This is a genomic window from Acidimicrobiales bacterium (genome assembly GCA_035536915.1).
GTDB lineage: Bacteria > Actinomycetota > Acidimicrobiia > Acidimicrobiales > JAHWLA01 > JAHWLA01.
The window spans coordinates 56,596-73,095 of sequence record DATLNE010000020.1; the positions used below are offsets into that span (position 1 = coordinate 56,596).

The window sequence follows — 16,500 nt, forward strand, 5'->3', positions numbered from 1 at the left end:
CCCCTTTGCTCAGATGGCCCGTCCTGCGGCTTCCCAGTACGGGGCCCGCAGCTTGCGCTTGAAGATCTTTCCGGAGTCCTCCCGCGGGAGCTCGTCGTGGAAGGTGACGAGCCTCGGGACCTTGAACCCGGCGAGGTGCTCGCGCACGTGAGCCTTGACGGCGTCGACCGTGAGCTCGCAACCCGCTTCGCATTCGACGGCGGCAGCCAGCGACTCACCGAACTCCTCGTCGGGGATGCCGAACACGGCGCAGTCGCGCACACCTTCGAGCTTCAGCAGACAAGCCTCTATCTCGATGGGATAGATGTTCACGCCGCCCGAGATGACCATGTCGCGCTTGCGGTCGCAGAGGTAGAGGAAGCCGTCCTCGTCGAGGTAGCCGATGTCGCCCACGGTGACGAGTCCTTGGCGCTCGACCTCCGACCGCGCATCGGGCTTGCCCTGATAGGTGAAATCCGGGTACCCGGCGGCGCGGACGTAGACCTCGCCGGGCACGTTCGGCGGCTGCTCGTTGCCGTGCTCGTCGAAGATGCGCACGGACGCGGTGGCCAGCGGTTGGCCCACGGTGCCCGGATGGGCGAGCCACTCCTCACTCGTGCAGCCGACGATGGCGCCGGTCTCGGTCCCGCCGTAATACTCGTGGACGACAGGCCCCCACCACTCGATCATCGCCCACTTGACGTCAGGCGGACACGGCGCCGCGGCGTGTACGACGTGGCGGATCGACGACACGTCGTAGCGGGCGCGCACGGCGTCGTCGAGCTTCAGCAACCGCACGAACATCGTGGGCACCATGTGCAAGTGGCTGATGCGGTGAAGCTCGACGAGCTCGAGCAGCTCCTCGGCGTCGAACCGCGGTTGCAGCACGACGAAGCCGCCAAGCTGGGCAGCGATCAGGGCGTGGTTGTTCGGTGCCGTGTGGTACATCGGTCCGGTGACCACGGTGCGCATGCCCGGCTCCAAGCCGAGGAAGCGCTTGAGCTCTTCGTGGTACACGGCTTGCAACTCGGGGTCGAGGCCCTCGGGCAGGCGGCGTACACCCTTGGGACGGCCGGTCGTGCCCGAGGTGTAGATCATCGAGAGCGGCGCACCCTCGAGTTCCCTGTCCCACGGGTCGAACCCTTGCAACCAGTCGCTCCACGACGGCACGTCGGCGGGCAGTTCGCACAGCGCGGCGATGTCGTAGCGCTTGGCGACCGCGGCCGGCGTTGGTACACCGATCACGGCCACGCCCTCGGGCACGGCAGTCCGCAGAGGGGCGAGGAGGTCGGCATGGACCACGAGGACCTTGGCCTTGCTGTCGGCCAGGATGTAGCCGACCTCGTCAGCCGTGCCATGCCAGTTGACCGGAACCGGGGCGGCCCCCAGTTGCGCGGCCGCGAACGACGCCTCGACGAACGGCAGGTCGTTGCGCATGAGCAGCGCCACGGCGTCACCGGGGCCGACGCCCAGGCCGGCGAGGCCGGTCGCCGCGCGCGCAGCGTGCTCCAACAACTCTTCGGTGGGCGTGAACACGTCGCCGGCCAGCACGCCGCCGTCGAACTTGAGGTTCGTGGTCAACTGCATTCCCCTTCGTTCAGAGGTTTCCGATGTGGAGCACCTTCGGCGGAGTCGCGGCGTCCCAGGCGATGGCGTGGGGGATGCCCGGGTACACGTCGAAGAAGTTGTCGGCGAGCGGCACTTCGCCGTCGAGGTCGAGGCAGACACCCCACACGAACGTCTCGCTCTCGAAGACCGCTTGGCCGTCGGCACACGTCACGGTCAGGTCGGACGATGCCCAGGCGAGCTCGTGGAAGACCGGGAGCACCAACCGGTTGCGAGCCACGAGCTCGCCGTCGCGCTCGAGCACGGCGAAGGCGAGGCTCCCGGTGGGGTCGGTCCATTCGGAACGGGGGAAGCGGCCCAGGACGGTCGCGCTGTTGGGCTCCAACGTCACCTCGTCGCCCAGGTCGACCGGGTACCCGCCTTTGAGCCCGAACACGCCGTAGCGCAGCGTGCCTTCGACGGGGTCGGTGGTGTCGTTGACTCCGTGCACGACGACATCGCCGTCGGTGGCCGCGACGACAACATGCACGGGTTGGAGCGCCCGGCGGACGGCATGGAAGGCCGGCGTCCGACGGAGGTAGTAGTCGACGATCGCCCAGCCCCGCGTGGTAGGCCACGCGTCGTTGAACCCCCAGAGCACCGAGGCCGCCGACTCGAACATCCGGGACCGGAAACGCTCGCAGTACTCGCGCAGCGCTTCGCCTTGCAGAAGTCCGGCGCGGTAGACGAACTCCGATAGCGACAGTTCGCGCGGATCGAGGCCCGTCCAGAAGAAGAGGAAGTCGTCGGCCAGCGGATGCCGCGGTGAACGGCGAGGCACGTCGGCGTCGAAGCCGGGCATCTCTGTCAACAGGGCGATGGAGTTGTCGTGGGCAACCCATGCAGGAGAACCCACGTACCGCTGGGCTTCGGGCAGCGCCGATTCCAGCGTGGGCAGCGACGGCGGGCCCAGGACGCCGCCTTCGTCGGGGAAACGGCACACCATCGAGCGGTAGTCGCGGAAGTCGGGGTTGGCGAAGCCCACCGACCATGGGTGCTGGTCGCCACTCGTGTCGGAAAAGGGGGGCTCGCCGTCGGGTGAGAACGGAGACGACGGCACGTAGAAGCGGGTGCCGTCCTCGTCGGCGACGATGCCGGCGAGCACCTCGTGGTAGAGCCGATGGTCGGGCGCCTCGTCCAGCCGGGCCTCGGTGAGCATCCACGTCGTCCACTCGACCTCGTTGTTGCCGCACCACACCACCAAGCTCGGGTGCGACGCCAACCGACGGACCTGCTCCGTCGCCTCGGCTACGCACTCCGCGACGAACCCCTCGTCGTCGCCGGGATACCACGAGCAGGCGAACGTCATCTCCTGCCACACGAGGATGCCCTCGCGGTCGCAGCGGTCGTAGAAGTGGTCGCGCTCGTAGTCGCCGCCGCCCCACACGCGCAGGAAGTTGAAGTTGGCCTCCACGGCGCGGTCGATCAAGGCGTCGTAGCGGGCGTTGTCGACGAGCGACGGCACGAGGTCCGGTGGCACCCAGTTGCCGCCCTTGGCGAACACCGGCCTTCCGTTCACCTCGATGCGGAAGTACCGCCCGCCCTCGGGGTGGGGGTCCTGGGCCACGACGGCGCGACGGAACCCGACGCGGCGCCGCTCGGTCGCCACGACCTGGCCGTGGACGACGACCTCGATGTCGACGTCGTACAAGCGCTGCGCGCCGTGGCCGCGCGGCCACCACAGTTCCGGGGCTTCGACCTGCACCTCGGCCGTGTGGCGCGACAGGCCCGCCCCCACCGTGACCGGTACCGTCTCCGACACCCCGAGCTCGGCGACGCGCACCGAGAGCGTGGCGCTCACCGGGTCGGCGACAAGGCCCTCGACGTGCGCACTGACCCGCACGACACCCGATCGCAGGTCTTCTCCGAGGTGCGCCACCACGGCCACGTCGTCGACGCGTACCTCGTCGTCGCCGGCGGCGAGTTCGAGGCGGACGGACCCGCTGATCCCGACGTTCACCAACCGGGTCGACCAGTCCCACCCGAACTGGTACTGCGGCTTTCGCAGCCAGTGGCGCTTCGAGAGCCTCGCGTCCGTGCTCGGAACGATGACGTACGGCTCGGACGGCAGGTCGCCGACGGCGAGCAGGCCACTGTGGATGTCGACAGCTACCACGTTGCGGCCGGGACGTAAACGGCCAGCTACGTCGATCCGGCAACGCCGAAACGCGTTCGCATGTGTCCCGACCGGCTCGCCGTTCACGTACACCGTGGCGTGCAGGTCGAGGCGGTCGAACACGAGCCAGGCCCGTTCGGACGCGACCGAGCCGGGGTCGAGCTCGAAGGTTCGCCGGTAGAAGAAGCGGCACTCTTCCACCCACCGGCCCGCCAGCGCGTTCAACCCCAGCTCGGGCGGCTCCAAGAGGCCCGCGCGTTCGAGATCACGATGGATCTCGCCGGGGACGGACGCCTCCAGAAAACCGTGTTCGTCGACCTCGTCACCCACCGCGTGGCCCATGGTGCGCGGGCCGTCGCTCCACGTCAGCTTCCAGCGACCATCGAGGCTGATGACGTTCATAGAACCGTCACCGTACCACCATAAGACAACGTTGTCAGCGGGCGGGGCTGTCGAGCGGAGGACACGCGGCGTGCGTCTCGTGGGAGCGCAGTGCCGCCGCGAAGACCCGGTGGCTGTCGAGCGCTTCTGCCGGCGTCACGCACCCGAAGCGGTCGCCCAGCTGCCCGGCCCGTTCGGCGAGGAAGGCAGCCCACATCTGGAGGATCGCATCGGAGAACCCGAACTCGAAGATGCCACCGGTCACCGTCGGGAAGGCGGACTGGCTGCCCATCTCGACTTGTTGCCACACCTGCTCACCCTCGTCGACCTTCAGCCGCCAAAGCGTCTTGGGATACCGCGTGGAGAACTCCACGCACCCGTCCAGTCCTCGCACCCTGAAGTAGAACGAGTTCTTCTCCCCCGGTGCGATGCGCTTCTGTTCGAGCGTCAACGGGAACCGGCCGTGAGCCTCGTCGTCGACGGTGCACACGAGGGTGGCGTTCTCGAAGGTGTCACACGGCACCCGTTCGACGGCGCCCTTGGAGCGGGGCCGCTCGTCGACGAGGTGCTGGAGCACGCCGTAGACGTGTTCGGGCAACCACCCCAGCCGCAGCGGCAGGTGAAGCGTGTGCATGCCCAGATCGCCCATGACGCCGATCTCCCCGCAGTGCTGCGCCTGGCGCTTCCAGTTGATCGGCTTGTCGAGGTCGTAGTCACTCGAATGGAGGAAGCCGCAGCCCGCGTCGACGATGCGGCCGAGGGCGCCCGAGCGGACGAGGTCGAACGCCTTCTGGGCGGCAGGGAAGAACGGCATCTCACTGGAGCAGCGCACGAAGACGTCGGGGTTCGCCTCGGCAACGGCGACGATTCGGGCAGCGGCATCCAGGTCGATGCCGAACGGCTTTTCACCCAGCACGTCCTTGCCTGCGGTGATTGCCTCGACGTAGATCTCCTCGTGCAGGTGATGAGGGACGGCGATGTAGAGAACGTCGACCCCGTCGTCCTTCAACAGGTCGCGGTAGTCGGTCGTCTTCACCACGACGCTGTCGACCTTGTCGAACCAGTCGAGTGCGGCGGGGTTGGTGTCGCAGACGTGCGTCAGCCGCGGCCTCACCGGGTGGTCCTCCAGGGCGTCCCAACGGCCGATGGCGGCCGCCAGCTCCTTTCCCATCAACCCACCCCCGACGATGCCGATGTTGACCACCTGCGTCACCGCACGTCCTCCAACAACTCGAGCGCCTTGTCGGCTGAGACGTTCTCGTGGAGGACGGCCATGAGGGCACGGGTGATCGAAGCCGGGCGGGGGTGCTGGATGATGTTGCGCCCGTAGACGATGCCCGCCGCGCCTTGGGCCAGCACTGCTTCCGTGCGTCGCAGCAGGGTGGCGTCGTCCACCTTCCCGCCACCACGGACGAGCACGGGCACGCCCGCCGCCTCGACCACCCGGTGGTAGTCCTCGACATCGTCGGTCGGGTCGGCTTTCACGAGGTCCGCACCGAGCTCGCGCGCCTGGCGCACCAGCGCCACCACCTTGGTGGTGTCTCCGTCGACCATGTAGCCGCCCGCCTTGCTGTTGTCCTGCATGACGAGGGGCTCGATCATCAGTGGCATGGCGTAGCGATCGCACTCGGCACGCAGGTGCATGATGTTCTCGATGCACGCTTGGCGCACGTCGGGGCGGCCGGGCAGCTGGAACAGGTTCACGACGACGCAGACGGCGTCGAGTCGGACGGCGATCTCCACCGCGTCGGGGTACACGAGCGAGAAGAGGTGGTCGTCGAGCGGGCTCCCGTAGACGTTGGCGACATCCGTGCGCAGCACGAGCGCGGGCTTGTCCTTCCCTGGCAGGCCCTGCAAGAGAGGCGCCTGCCCCGGCGTGAGTTGGATGGCGTCGGGCGCGGCGTCGACCAGCGTGCGCACCGCCGCCCCCATGTCCTCGATGCCGGTCAGGAACGACGGCTCCCCGAAGAAACCGTGGTCGACGGCGACATCGAGGCACCGACCGGACACGGGGTTGACGAGCCTGTTGAGCCGGAATTGCTTCATGCCATGATCGTAGCGACAGGTAGACAACGTTGTCATCCCCCTGCGTCCTATGACTTTCGCGACGTGGGCACTACCGTCTTGCGCGTGGGGGGCCACATGCACGCAGGAGGATCTTTGAACCGGCGACCGACGATGCCTGATGTCGCACGGGCCGCGGGAGTGAGCCTCAAGACCGTGTCGCGCGTGATCAACGGCGAGCAGGGTGTGAGCGCCGGCACCATGGCGCGCGTCAACGAGGCGATCGCCGCGTTGGGCTTCCGGCGCAACGACATCGCCCGTGGCCTGCGCTCAGGCCAGACCTCGGCCAGCATCGGCCTGGTGATCGGCGACATCGCCAACCCCTTCTACTCCGCCATCGCCCGAGCGGTGGAGACGGTGGCGGGGCCCCGGCACTTCATGGTCGTGATCGGAAGCAGCGACGAGTCACCCGAACGAGAGCAGGAACTGGTGGCGTCGCTGTTCCAACGCCGGGTCGACGGGCTGCTCGTCGTCCCTGCCCCGGGCAGCCATCGTTACCTCGAGGCCGAGATCGCCATGGGCACGCCCATCGTCTTCCTCGACCGCCCGCCGGTCGGCATCAAAGCCGACACCGTCGTGATCGAGAACCGCAAGGGCGCCGAACAGGGCGTCGCCCACCTCATCGCCGAGGGGCACCGGCGCATCGCCATGGTGGGCGACCGGCCCGCCATCTACACCGCCCGCGAGCGCCTCGCCGGCTACCGTCGCGCCCTCGAGGCCGCGGGGCTCCCCGTAGACGAGGGCCTGATGCGCCTCGGACCGCACGACCCCGAGGCCGCCGAAGCTGCCACCTACGAATTGCTCGACCTGCCCGACCCGCCTACGGCGTTCTTCACGTCGAACAACCGCATGACGGTGGGCGTTGTGCATGCTCTCTGGTCGCGTGGCGTGGAGGCGGGGCTCGTCGGGTTCGACGACTTCGAACTCGCCGACATGCTTCCCGTCCCCTTCACCGTGATCACCCACCAGCCGAGCGACATGGCAGGTCGCGCCGCCGAGTTGCTGTTCGACCGCATCGACGGCAACCGCGGGGGTCCTCCTCGCCGCATCGCGCTGCCGACCGAGCTCGTCCCGCGTGGCCGCGGGCTTACCGCCGCAGTAGGAGCCGGCAGTCGCTGACCCACCACCGCACGCCGTAAGCGCCCCCGCCTACGAGAGCTGTGCCTCGGCCTTGGCGATCAGTTCCTGCAGGTGGAGGCCCCGCAGCACGCCACACGGGTGGGGCTTGCCGGTGCGTACCGCATCGTGCAGCTCGGCAGCCATCCGGGGGAAGGTGTCGGGACCGGCGGCCTTGACGAGGTCGACCTCCAACTCGCCTTCACGACCGTAGAGGGCCACCCCCGCAGCAGCGCCGTCGATCCCGGTGCTCGAAGACAACGACACCTGCGAGACGGCACCGCCCTCATGGCCGAGCGTCAGGCCGACCCAGCCACCGGCCGATGCCCGAGCGGCCACGTCGACAACCGGGCCGAGGGCGACGTCGATCAGGTCGAGGGCATGAGGGCCCACGTCGAGCAGCGCCCCCTTGGCCTGGCGCCACGGCGATGCCGCGAACGGGCCGTCGAGCAGCGCACCCGACAGCAACCACGCTCGTCCGCCCGCGGCGTCGAAGAGGCGGGCTTGTTCGAGAAAGGCGCGCACCCCCGCTGCGTACCGCCACGTCAGCGCGACCAGCGACTGGACGCCGGCTTCACCCACGGCGTCCACCACCCGTCGGGCGTCGTCGACGGACGTGGCAAGAGGCTTTTCGACCAAGAGGTGCTTGCCCCGGCGGGCGGCCTGCACGGCGATGTCGGGTTGCGCCTCGGGGGCCACGGCGATGACCACCGCTTCGCAGAGGCCGAACAGCTCGTCCAGCGAACGAGCCGCCACCGCACCGTGCTGCGTGGCCAGCGCCTCGCCCGCCTCGGGCCGACGCGCCCACACCGCAGCCAGCCGGGTGTGCGGTCCCGCGGCCAGGGTGGGTGCGTGCACCATCGTCGCCCACGGTCCCGCGCCGACGAGCCCGACGGACACCGGCTCGTGTGTCGACTGCCTTTCCACCGTCAATTGCTGTTCAGCTCGGCAGGCCTGCGGAGGCGCCTTGGAGGAACACCGAACGGAGCAGGTCGTCGCGACCCAACAGCTCCTTGGCGTCGCCGTCGAAGCGAACCGAGCCCTTCTCCATGAAGTAGGCGTGGTCGACGAGCGACAGCGCGATGTTCACGCTCTGCTCCACGAGCACGATCGCCGTGCCCTGGGCGTTGATCTGCCGAACCATCTCCAGCAGCTCGCCCACGACCTTGGGGGCCAGGCCCAGCGACAACTCGTCGATCAGGAGCAGACGGGGCCGCACCATGAACGCTTTCCCCAACGCGATCATCTGGTTCTCGCCGCCCGACATCTGCGCCGCCGGTTGGTTGCGCCGTTCGGCCAGGCGGGGGAACGCCTCGAACACCACGTCGATTCCCGCGTCGATTGCTTTGCGGTCGCGACCGAGCGAGTAGCCCGCGGCCCGGAGGTTCTCCACCACGGTGAGGCCGGGGAACGTCGCCCGTCCCCCCGCGATCTGCTTCAGGCCGAGCGAGACGCGGCGCTGCGGGTCGAGGAAGGTGATGTCGGCGCCGAGGTAACGCACCGAGCCGCGACTCGGGAGGCCCAGCCCGGAGATGACACGGAGCAAGGTCGACTTCCCCGCGCCGTTGGTGCCGAGCAGCGCCACCATCTCGCCCTCGTCGACCGTGAACGAGACGTCGAACAGCACCTGTACTTGGTCATAGGCAAAGTCGATGTGCCGGCAGGCGAGCATCGGCAACGTGGTCCCCGACTGCACCAGGGCGCGGATCTCCTCCTCTTCGATGATCTCGCCGACCATCCGGTCGAGGTCGTCGTTGACGGTGCGCGCCGCCCGGTGCAGCACCAGGCCCGCCGCGATGCCGGGCACGGCCAGCGAGAGGATCGCGCCCGCCGAGCCGTACCGGCGGTCGACGCCGCTGAGCAACAAGATGCCCATCGTGCCGCCGACACCCGCCAGCGCAATGCCCGCCAGTGCGGCGAGGTGCGGTCGCATGTGGGCGGGCACGACGGAGAACATCGCCATGTGCAGGATCGGCAGGATGACCGAGGTCATGGCCAGCGCAACTGCGAACAGCACGACCATCACGGCGAAGACGGGCGTGAAGATCGCTACCGCAAGGGTGGTGATGCCGATGCCCAGGAGGGTTCCCGCCAGTCGCACCAGTCGCCCGGGATCCTGACGGAACAGCATCTCGTCGCGCTTGCCGAAGGCGGCCAGCGCCACCACGCCACAGAGCGACGTGGCCGCGGAGAAGACCGACCGGCTGCCGGGGCCCATCCCCCACTCCTCCTGGAGGAAGAACGCCAGGTAGGTGACGAACGGCACGATGAGCATGCCGAGCACGGCGTTGGCCACCAGGATCTTGCGCACCGTCGGGATGAGCAGCACACGCTGGGCGATCTCGAAGAAGCCGAGCTTCACCTGGGAGTCGTCGACCTCGGCGCGCGCCGCCCCTTTGCCCCGCACCACGTCGCGCACCCGCTCCGTGTCGAACCGGCCGAAGCCCGGGTCGCGCAGCCGCGTCGCGAACAAGGCCACGAGGATGCAGACAACGCCTTGGGCGACGAACACCCCGCGCCACGTCCAGCCCAGGATCGCCGTGCACAGCCCGATGAGGAGGGGGGCCGCGACCTGGCCTGCCGCCTGAGCCCCGCGGTAGAAGGCCATTACCCGCACACGGATGGGTGGCGGATAGCTGTCGAGGAGCAACGGCTCGTGCACCGCCTGGACGGACGCCGAACTGGCTCCGTCGAGGACCATGACGAGGAACAGTCCCCAGAGGGTGACGACGAAGCCGGTGCCGAGCGTCATCACGCTCCAGGCAAAAGCGGTCACGATGCAGATGGCAGCCCTTCGCGGGTGGCGCTGCACAAGCGAGGCGACGGGCAGCGTGGCCAGGGTCAGCACGAGCGTCTTGACGAGCACGATGCCGGCGAGAGCGCTGCGGGGCATGCCGAGCGACGCGGTGATCTCCGGGCCCAGCACGACCACCGAATTACTCTGGAACTGGTCGACCGTGAGCAAGAGGCCGAGCGAGACCATCGGGTACCAGCCCACGCCCGACTCGGCGAGCGCTCGTCGCAGCGGCGGTGCCTCGCTGTCGCCGGTGACGCCGACGGCCGCCCGTCCTTTGACCTGCAGCTCGGCCCGTGCCGACTCCACCGCCTCGACGGCGTCGTCGGTCTCCCGAGTTGTCTGCCGGGTTCCCATCAGTCTTCACGCTCCACGGTGAACTCACGCACAAACGCCGCCTCGCCCACCCGACGTCCCTCGTGATCAAGTAGCACGATGACGACCTCGTGACGGTCGGCCTGTCGATTGCCGGCGCGACGGTCGGCCAGTTCCTCGATGCGGACGCTCGTGCTCTCGGTGACGTACACGCGCTTGGTGGCCAGCCACGCTGCATCGGGGCAGTCGGGCCGGCGTCGACAAAGCTCGTCGTCGTGGGGAACGAGCGATCGCAGGTCCTGACCCGGGCGAATCGGCGCGCGGTCGACGAAGACGCCGAACATCCCGTCGAAGTCCTCGGCCTCCCACGAGATCTCGACAGGCAGCGTCACCGCCGCTTCGTGCGCCGGCTCTAAGAACTTGACCCGGTTGTCGGCGACGAAGTCGAGGTTCGACGTCGAACAGGCCGTCAACCACGCGCACGCCAGCAGCGCTGCGCTCCACCGAACCCGGCTCATGCCGGCCTGGTCCACGGCGTGGCCCGCACCATGCACCGGCAGAGTGTGTCGAACTTGCCGACGGCGTAGTGGCTGGCGCCCGTGTGGCGCCCGTCGGCGAAGTCGGTGCCGAACACGCGTGGGGCCTGCCAGGCTCGGAGGGAACGTACGCCCGCCGCGAACCTGGCCAGGTCGGCGCCGCCCCCCGCCGCGATTGCGTCGGTCCACAGGAAGAAGTGCTCGCAGGCGGTCTTCGTGCCGGTGCTCTGGTTGTTGGGGTTGTAGTAGTCCGCTCCCCGGAGCCGGGTCATCGTGTCGAGGCACCGCCGAAGGCCGGGTGCCAGGCGGTTGCGGTCCGTGTACGGCGACCGGTTGGCCGGGTTCCTCGTGTTGTCCTCGACGATGCAACCGTCGGGGTCGTTGCACACCGACACCGCCACCATGCCCTTGAGCTGGGTGTCGTGCATCGTCTGACCTGTCGTGGCCGTCGCTGCCAGGGTGTAGTAGTCGTTCACCGCGTAGCGATAGGTCGACTCCTGCGTCTGCGCCTGCTGTGTGAACGAGGCGAACTGGAGGTAGTTGCCGATGAAGATCACATGGGTGACGCCGGCCGAGGCGAACGTCGATTCCGCGTTCCTAATGCCGTCCTGGTCGTTTATTCCGGCGCGTGCCACCGCGGCAACCGGCGTGCCCGCAGCCCGCAGCGAGGGTTCGAGGATGTTGCGGTAGGGCCCGTCCACCCGAGGCGTCTGGTCGAGGAAGACCCCGACCTTCGCCCCTGCGAGGTACCCGACCTCCTTGAGCTTGGGCGCCAGCGCCCTGAACTGGCTGTCGATCGTCGGGAACGTGGTCGTCACGTACGGCCGCGCCTTGAGGAGCGTCTCCTCCGCCAACGTCGAAGACAAGGTGATGATCGGCACCCGGTTGCGGGCGAAGCACTCCTGCCCGCCCGGCCCGTACACGTAGGTGTCGAGCACGTAGTGGGCCTTGAAGTCCTGAGCGATCTGGCTGCAGCGGCGGACCTGGCTGTCCTCGCTCATGAACTCGGCGAAGCTGAACTCGAACCCTCGGTACTCGATGCGGCGTCCCCCGATGCCGCCCTTGGCGTTGAGGTCGTCGAAGAGCGCCTTGAACTCCCGGTCCATCTTTGTCGAGTCTGTGGTCGGGTCCACGCCGCCGACGGAGGCGCCGAGGCCCGCGAGGTTCACGTACGTGTAAGCCACGCGGATCGGGCCGGTCTCCGATGTGGCGCCACCGGGTCCCTGGGGGCCGCCACGCTGTGTCCCGCCGGGGCCGTTCGTGCTGGTGCCCCCGGTCCTCGCGCCTGGGCCCACCGCCCCAGGACCGCTTCCGTCCACCCCGGGGGCGCCGGGTTCGCCGATCCCGTCGGGCCCCACCGCGCCGTCGCCTCCGAAACCGAGCTCCCCGCCGTCGCCGATGCCTCCCGCGGCAACGCCCGACAACTCGTCGTTGCGGATCGCCGACGTGACGCCGATGAGCGTGGCCAGGCTCAGCAGCGCCACGACCAATGAAAGAGCACGCTGCTTTGTCCTCATGGCGTTGCCTCCTCTTCGTAGATCCGTCGCCGGAGGCGGGGCACGCCTCCGGACAGCAACCAGGCACCGAGTGCCGCGGTGCCGATACCAGCCGCAACGACCGCCCGGCCCACGCCGTCCGTCCCGATGCCGACGATGCGCCGCGGCCCCGCCGATCGATACGACGTCGGCGCCAGGGGGGTCCCGCTCGGCCCCGACGGCGCAGCGCCGTCAGCGGCACCAGTCGGCCCGAGGGTCGCCGACAGGTCGCCGTCGCCGCCGACCACCGTCGGACCGGGGAACAGCAGGGTCGTGGTAGTCGACGTCGACGTCGTCGTCGGCGTGCCCGCGACCAATGCCTGCTCGTCAGGACGCTCGAAGGCGATAGCGAACACGGCGGTGTCGCCTTCCACCGGCAACACGGCGATCTCCACTGCGTCGCCTTCGAGCGTGGCGAACGCTCCGATGTCGGGTATGGCAAAGACGACTTGGTCCGTGCTTACCGTGCCGTCGACGGGCTTTTCGCAGGCGACAGCCGGGCGCGTGGTCCACGATGCGTTGGCACCGGAATCCCACCCGCTGCGCAACGGACAGGCCACGACGCGGGACTGGGGCGGAGCGACCGAGTCGGCGACAGGGAGCGTCAGGGTGGCGGCGCCGGAAGCGGCTTCGAACCGCAAAGCCGACATGGCGCGAGCGCCCGTTGCATCGTTCTCCACGTACAAGCCCCCCTCGGGGACGGCCAGCGTCGGCCTCCGCGATTCGGGCGGGACTGTCACCAACGGCACGGGGAGGCCGGTGTCGACGACAGCCCGATGCCACCACGCAACGGTGACGGGGCTGGCGCCAGATGCGCTCCACGGCAGCGCGAGGGCGCCGACGCTGGCGAGGAAAGCGGCGGTGAACCCCAGCCGTCGGCGTTGTCGTTCGATCACGTCTCACTCCTCGGGACAGCAGCCACTCGCGTGCGCTTCGGCCGTGGCGTAGGCCCACCGTTGGACGCCGAGGGCCTCTCCTCGAGGACGGCGCCCGATCGCTCCACGGCGCGGCGGTCGGTGCCGAGGTAGCTGGCGACGACGGCGGGATCCTGGATGACAGCCTGCGGCTCACCGGCGGCGATCACACGACCGGTCTCCATGGCGACGATCTCGTCGCTGATGCCGAGCAACAACGGCATGTCGTGCTCGATCACCACGAACGTGGTGTCGAGCATCGACTTGAGGCGGCTCAGCAGCCCCCCGAGCGCCTCCGTCTCCCGCTGCGCGACACCGGAGGACGGCTCGTCGAGCAACACAAGTCGGGGGCGGAGGGCGATGATGGAGGCCAGGTCAGCGATTCGACGGGTGCCGGTGGACAGCTCGCCAACGGCCTTGTCCGCGTAGGCGCCGAGGCCCATCGTGTCGATGAGCTCGTCGGCACGGAGCGCCTTGCGTTCCTCCGCCTCGACGGCAGAAGGCCAGGAGGTCAGCGTCGACAGCAGCCCCGTCGGGGCAATCCGCTCGCAGGCCAGGCGGAGGGTCTCCCTCACCGTGAGGGTGGGGAACAGCCGAGCGTCTTGGAAGGAGCGAACGAGCCCGAGCGCGGCCCGTTGCTCCGGGGCCGCCTTCGTGACGTCGACGCCGCCGAACAGCACAGTCCCAGCGTCGGCGGGCGTGAACCCCCCGATGAGCTCGAAAAGCGTCGTCTTCCCTGCCCCGTTGGCGCCGATGATCCCGACCGTCTGTCCGGCGCGGACGGTGATCGACACTTGGTCGACGGCATGGATGCCGCCGAACGATTTCGACAGGGCTTTGGTCTCCAGCAGCGGGACGATGTCGGTCGCAACCGCGCGGGGGGCGACCTGCGCGCGTGCCGGGATGCCGGCGGCCGCGGAACTGATCTGCGTGACGGCATCGGTCTCCGGTGCCGGTGCTTCCAGCGGGACCGGTCCGGCCAGCCGTCCGAGGAGGCGGTCGCGCAGCGGCTTTACCGCTTGTGCCAATCCTCCCGGGAAGTACAGGAGCAGGATCATCCAGCCGAACGTCGACACCGCGAGGCCCACGGCGTCGAGGTCCACCAGCGCAGGCAATGCGGTGAGGTACAGCGCCCCCAGCAGCGGGCCGACCATGATCGCCAGTCCCCCGATGAGGGCGATGGCGACCGCGGTGATGCTCCGCGAAGCGGCGAAGGTGTCCGGGTTGAGGCGCGGCAGGGCATGGGCGTAGACCGCGCCACCGAGCCCGGCCAGGAACCCGGCGAACGCGAAGGCCTCCAGCTTTCGACGGGTGGACGGCACGGCAAAGGCGCGTGCCCCGTCCTCGTTGTCGCGCAGGCCGCGGAGCGCCCGGGCGTAGCCGCCGCGGTTGAGGTTCCGCACGAGCCACAGCGCCCCGGCCAGGAACGGGAGCGTGAACACGAAGTACCCGCGCGCCGTCGGCACCCGTTCGTCGATGAAGACGAGCTGCGCCGGGTCCAGCCCGAGCCCGACCGCCCAAGGCTGAGGCATCACCCATGCCTGGATGGCGACGGCAAAGCTCAGGGTGGTCACGCCGAGCATGAGCCCGCGGATGCGCAGGGCCGGGATACCGATCAGCACGCACACCAATGAGCCCGCAAGGCCGCCCACCAGGAAGCCCACAGGAAAGCTGCGGAAGACCTCGTTCACAAAGTGCACCGAGACCACGGCCCCCACGGCGGCCACCGCGAACTGCCCGAGCGAAAGCTCCCCGCCCATGCCGGTGATCACGTAGATCGACAGGCCCACGATGGTGAATGCCACGACGAGGGTGAAGGCGAAGGCCGCCTGGTTCGAGCTGAGGGCCACAGCAAGAAAGAGCGCCGTCGCCAGGCCCATCGACGCGGGCGTCACCGCGCGGACCGCAGGAATCCGACGCCACGCCGCCGGGAGCGCGGGCCACGGCCGGGCCGTCGCCCAGTCCTCAGCGCGGCGAGCTCGGCCGCTGTCGCGGCTCTGCAGGACGAGCACGACCAGGAGGATGACGAAGAGGATGACCTCGGTGGGACCGCTTCCGTCCGTGTTGAACCGCCCGACTTGGTCGATGATGCCGACGACCACGCCGAAGGCCAACGCCACCGGCAGGCTTCGCAGGCGGGCCACGATCGCCGGGAGGAGCGCACGAACGAGCAGGGCCGGGCCGAGGGAGGCTCCTCCGATCATGAAGCCCTTTTCGGGGAACTGGAGCACTGCCACCAAGGCGGAGGCCGCACCGGCGAGGCCCCACGCCACCGACGACATCCGGTTGGCGGGGATGGCGTCCAGCAGTGCCGCATCGCGGTTCTCGGCAGAGGCGCGAAGGGCGACCCCGAAGCGGGTGCGGCTCAGGAACAACGCCAGCGCAACGACGACAAGAGGCGTGAGCACGAGCATTGCCGTGTACTCGGGCGTCACCCGGAGCGTGCCCACGGTGAAGGCCGGAAACCACGGCGGGCGCGGGTAGAGCGCTCCGTTGCGGATCTTCGTGTTCACCGCGCTCGACACCAGCAGGAAGAACTCGGCCGCGCCGAGGGTCATGACCAAGCTCATCACCCGAGGCACCTTGCGGAGCCGGCGCACGGCAATGACCTCGACGCTCATGTTCGCCGCCGCCCCCACGGCCATGGCCACGGGGAACATCAACCAGTACGGAATGCCCAACCCGCCGAGGTTCCCGCCGACCACCCAGATTCCGAAAAACGAGGCGGCGAGGGTGCCGACCTCGGCGTGAGCGAAGTTGAGGACGCCGCTCGTGCGGTGGACAAGGACGAGCCCGACGGCGAGCAGCCCGTACGTGAGCCCGACGATCACGCCCAGCACCACAACGGCGAGGGGCACGCTGAAGTCGTCGACCAGGACGGCCCCGCCGAGGAACAGCGTGAGGAGGGTGACCCCCGCGAAGGCCAGCGGTTCCCGCTGCGCCCGGATCGCGTACAAGAGGCCGGCGCTCACTGCGGTGGCGCGCCCACGACTGGGGGTGCAACCAGCTGCGTCCGGGGAGATCTCGCCATCGTCGGTCCTGTGTCTGGAGGTCGGTGGTCGTCGTCTGCAACTCCCGGGCGTCCCGCACACCGAGACCGACCGTCGGGCCGAATGCCCGCTCCCCCAGCCGTGTGTTGCTCTGA

11 protein-coding genes are annotated in these 16,500 nt (G+C 69.1%); 1 reads left to right on the top strand and 10 read right to left on the bottom strand.

Annotated elements, in window-relative coordinates:
* Positions 1–9 precede the first annotated feature (9 nt).
* Genes VM938_05480 through VM938_05495 form a run of 4 tightly spaced genes read right to left on the bottom strand, consistent with a single transcriptional unit; the run spans position 10 to position 6,127 of the window.
* Complete coding sequence (locus VM938_05480) at positions 10–1,560, bottom strand: acyl-CoA synthetase (GenBank protein HVF74480.1); 1,551 nt, start codon at positions 1,558–1,560, stop codon at positions 10–12.
* Between the two features lie 16 nt (positions 1,561–1,576).
* Positions 1,577–4,102 carry a hypothetical protein gene (locus VM938_05485; GenBank protein HVF74481.1) on the bottom strand — a complete coding sequence of 842 codons (2,526 nt, stop codon included), beginning with the start codon at positions 4,100–4,102 and terminating at the stop codon, positions 1,577–1,579.
* A gap of 34 nt (positions 4,103–4,136) precedes the next feature.
* Entirely contained in the window at positions 4,137–5,294 is a 1,158-nt protein-coding gene (locus tag VM938_05490; GenBank protein ID HVF74482.1) for a Gfo/Idh/MocA family oxidoreductase, read from the bottom strand.
* Complete coding sequence (locus VM938_05495) at positions 5,291–6,127, bottom strand: hypothetical protein (GenBank protein ID HVF74483.1); 837 nt, start codon at positions 6,125–6,127, stop codon at positions 5,291–5,293. Before VM938_05495 ends, VM938_05490 begins: the two co-directional genes overlap by 4 nt.
* A 132-nt stretch (positions 6,128–6,259) precedes the next feature.
* On the opposite strand from VM938_05495, the gene VM938_05500 reads away from it, so the two are divergent.
* A complete protein-coding gene (locus tag VM938_05500; GenBank protein HVF74484.1) occupies positions 6,260–7,264 on the top strand; it encodes a LacI family DNA-binding transcriptional regulator in 1,005 nt (334 codons plus the stop codon).
* A gap of 30 nt (positions 7,265–7,294) precedes the next feature.
* Here VM938_05500 and VM938_05505 read toward each other — a convergent pair whose 3' ends face one another.
* The 6 genes from VM938_05505 to VM938_05530 are packed head-to-tail and all read right to left on the bottom strand — an operon-like array spanning position 7,295 to position 16,327.
* Positions 7,295–8,161, bottom strand: a complete 867-nt coding sequence (locus tag VM938_05505; protein HVF74485.1) for a Gfo/Idh/MocA family oxidoreductase — start codon at positions 8,159–8,161, stop codon at positions 7,295–7,297.
* 40 nt (positions 8,162–8,201) lie between these two features.
* Positions 8,202–10,412, bottom strand: a complete 2,211-nt coding sequence (locus tag VM938_05510; protein ID HVF74486.1) for an MFS transporter — start codon at positions 10,410–10,412, stop codon at positions 8,202–8,204.
* Entirely contained in the window at positions 10,412–10,888 is a 477-nt protein-coding gene (locus VM938_05515; GenBank protein ID HVF74487.1) for a hypothetical protein, read from the bottom strand. The genes VM938_05510 and VM938_05515 overlap by 1 nt, the downstream gene beginning before the upstream one ends.
* Complete coding sequence (locus tag VM938_05520; GenBank protein HVF74488.1) at positions 10,885–12,423, bottom strand: ABC transporter substrate-binding protein; 1,539 nt, start codon at positions 12,421–12,423, stop codon at positions 10,885–10,887. Before VM938_05520 ends, VM938_05515 begins: the two co-directional genes overlap by 4 nt.
* Positions 12,420–13,337 (bottom strand): hypothetical protein, encoded by a 918-nt coding sequence (locus tag VM938_05525; GenBank protein ID HVF74489.1) that lies wholly within the window; start codon positions 13,335–13,337, stop codon positions 12,420–12,422. The genes VM938_05520 and VM938_05525 overlap by 4 nt, the downstream gene beginning before the upstream one ends.
* Entirely contained in the window at positions 13,334–16,327 is a 2,994-nt protein-coding gene (locus VM938_05530) for a branched-chain amino acid ABC transporter permease/ATP-binding protein (GenBank protein HVF74490.1), read from the bottom strand. Before VM938_05530 ends, VM938_05525 begins: the two co-directional genes overlap by 4 nt.
* Positions 16,328–16,500: the final 173 nt, after the last annotated feature.

Coding starts and splice junctions, on each gene's coding strand:
- VM938_05485 (HVF74481.1), bottom strand. CDS start 4,102: ATGAACGTCATCAGCCTCGATGGTCGCTGGAAGCTGACGTGGAGCGAC.
- VM938_05495 (HVF74483.1), bottom strand. CDS start 6,127: ATGAAGCAATTCCGGCTCAACAGGCTCGTCAACCCCGTGTCCGGTCGG.
- VM938_05500 (HVF74484.1), top strand. CDS start 6,260: ATGCCTGATGTCGCACGGGCCGCGGGAGTGAGCCTCAAGACCGTGTCG.
- VM938_05510 (HVF74486.1), bottom strand. CDS start 10,412: ATGGGAACCCGGCAGACAACTCGGGAGACCGACGACGCCGTCGAGGCG.
- VM938_05515 (HVF74487.1), bottom strand. CDS start 10,888: ATGAGCCGGGTTCGGTGGAGCGCAGCGCTGCTGGCGTGCGCGTGGTTG.
- VM938_05520 (HVF74488.1), bottom strand. CDS start 12,423: ATGAGGACAAAGCAGCGTGCTCTTTCATTGGTCGTGGCGCTGCTGAGC.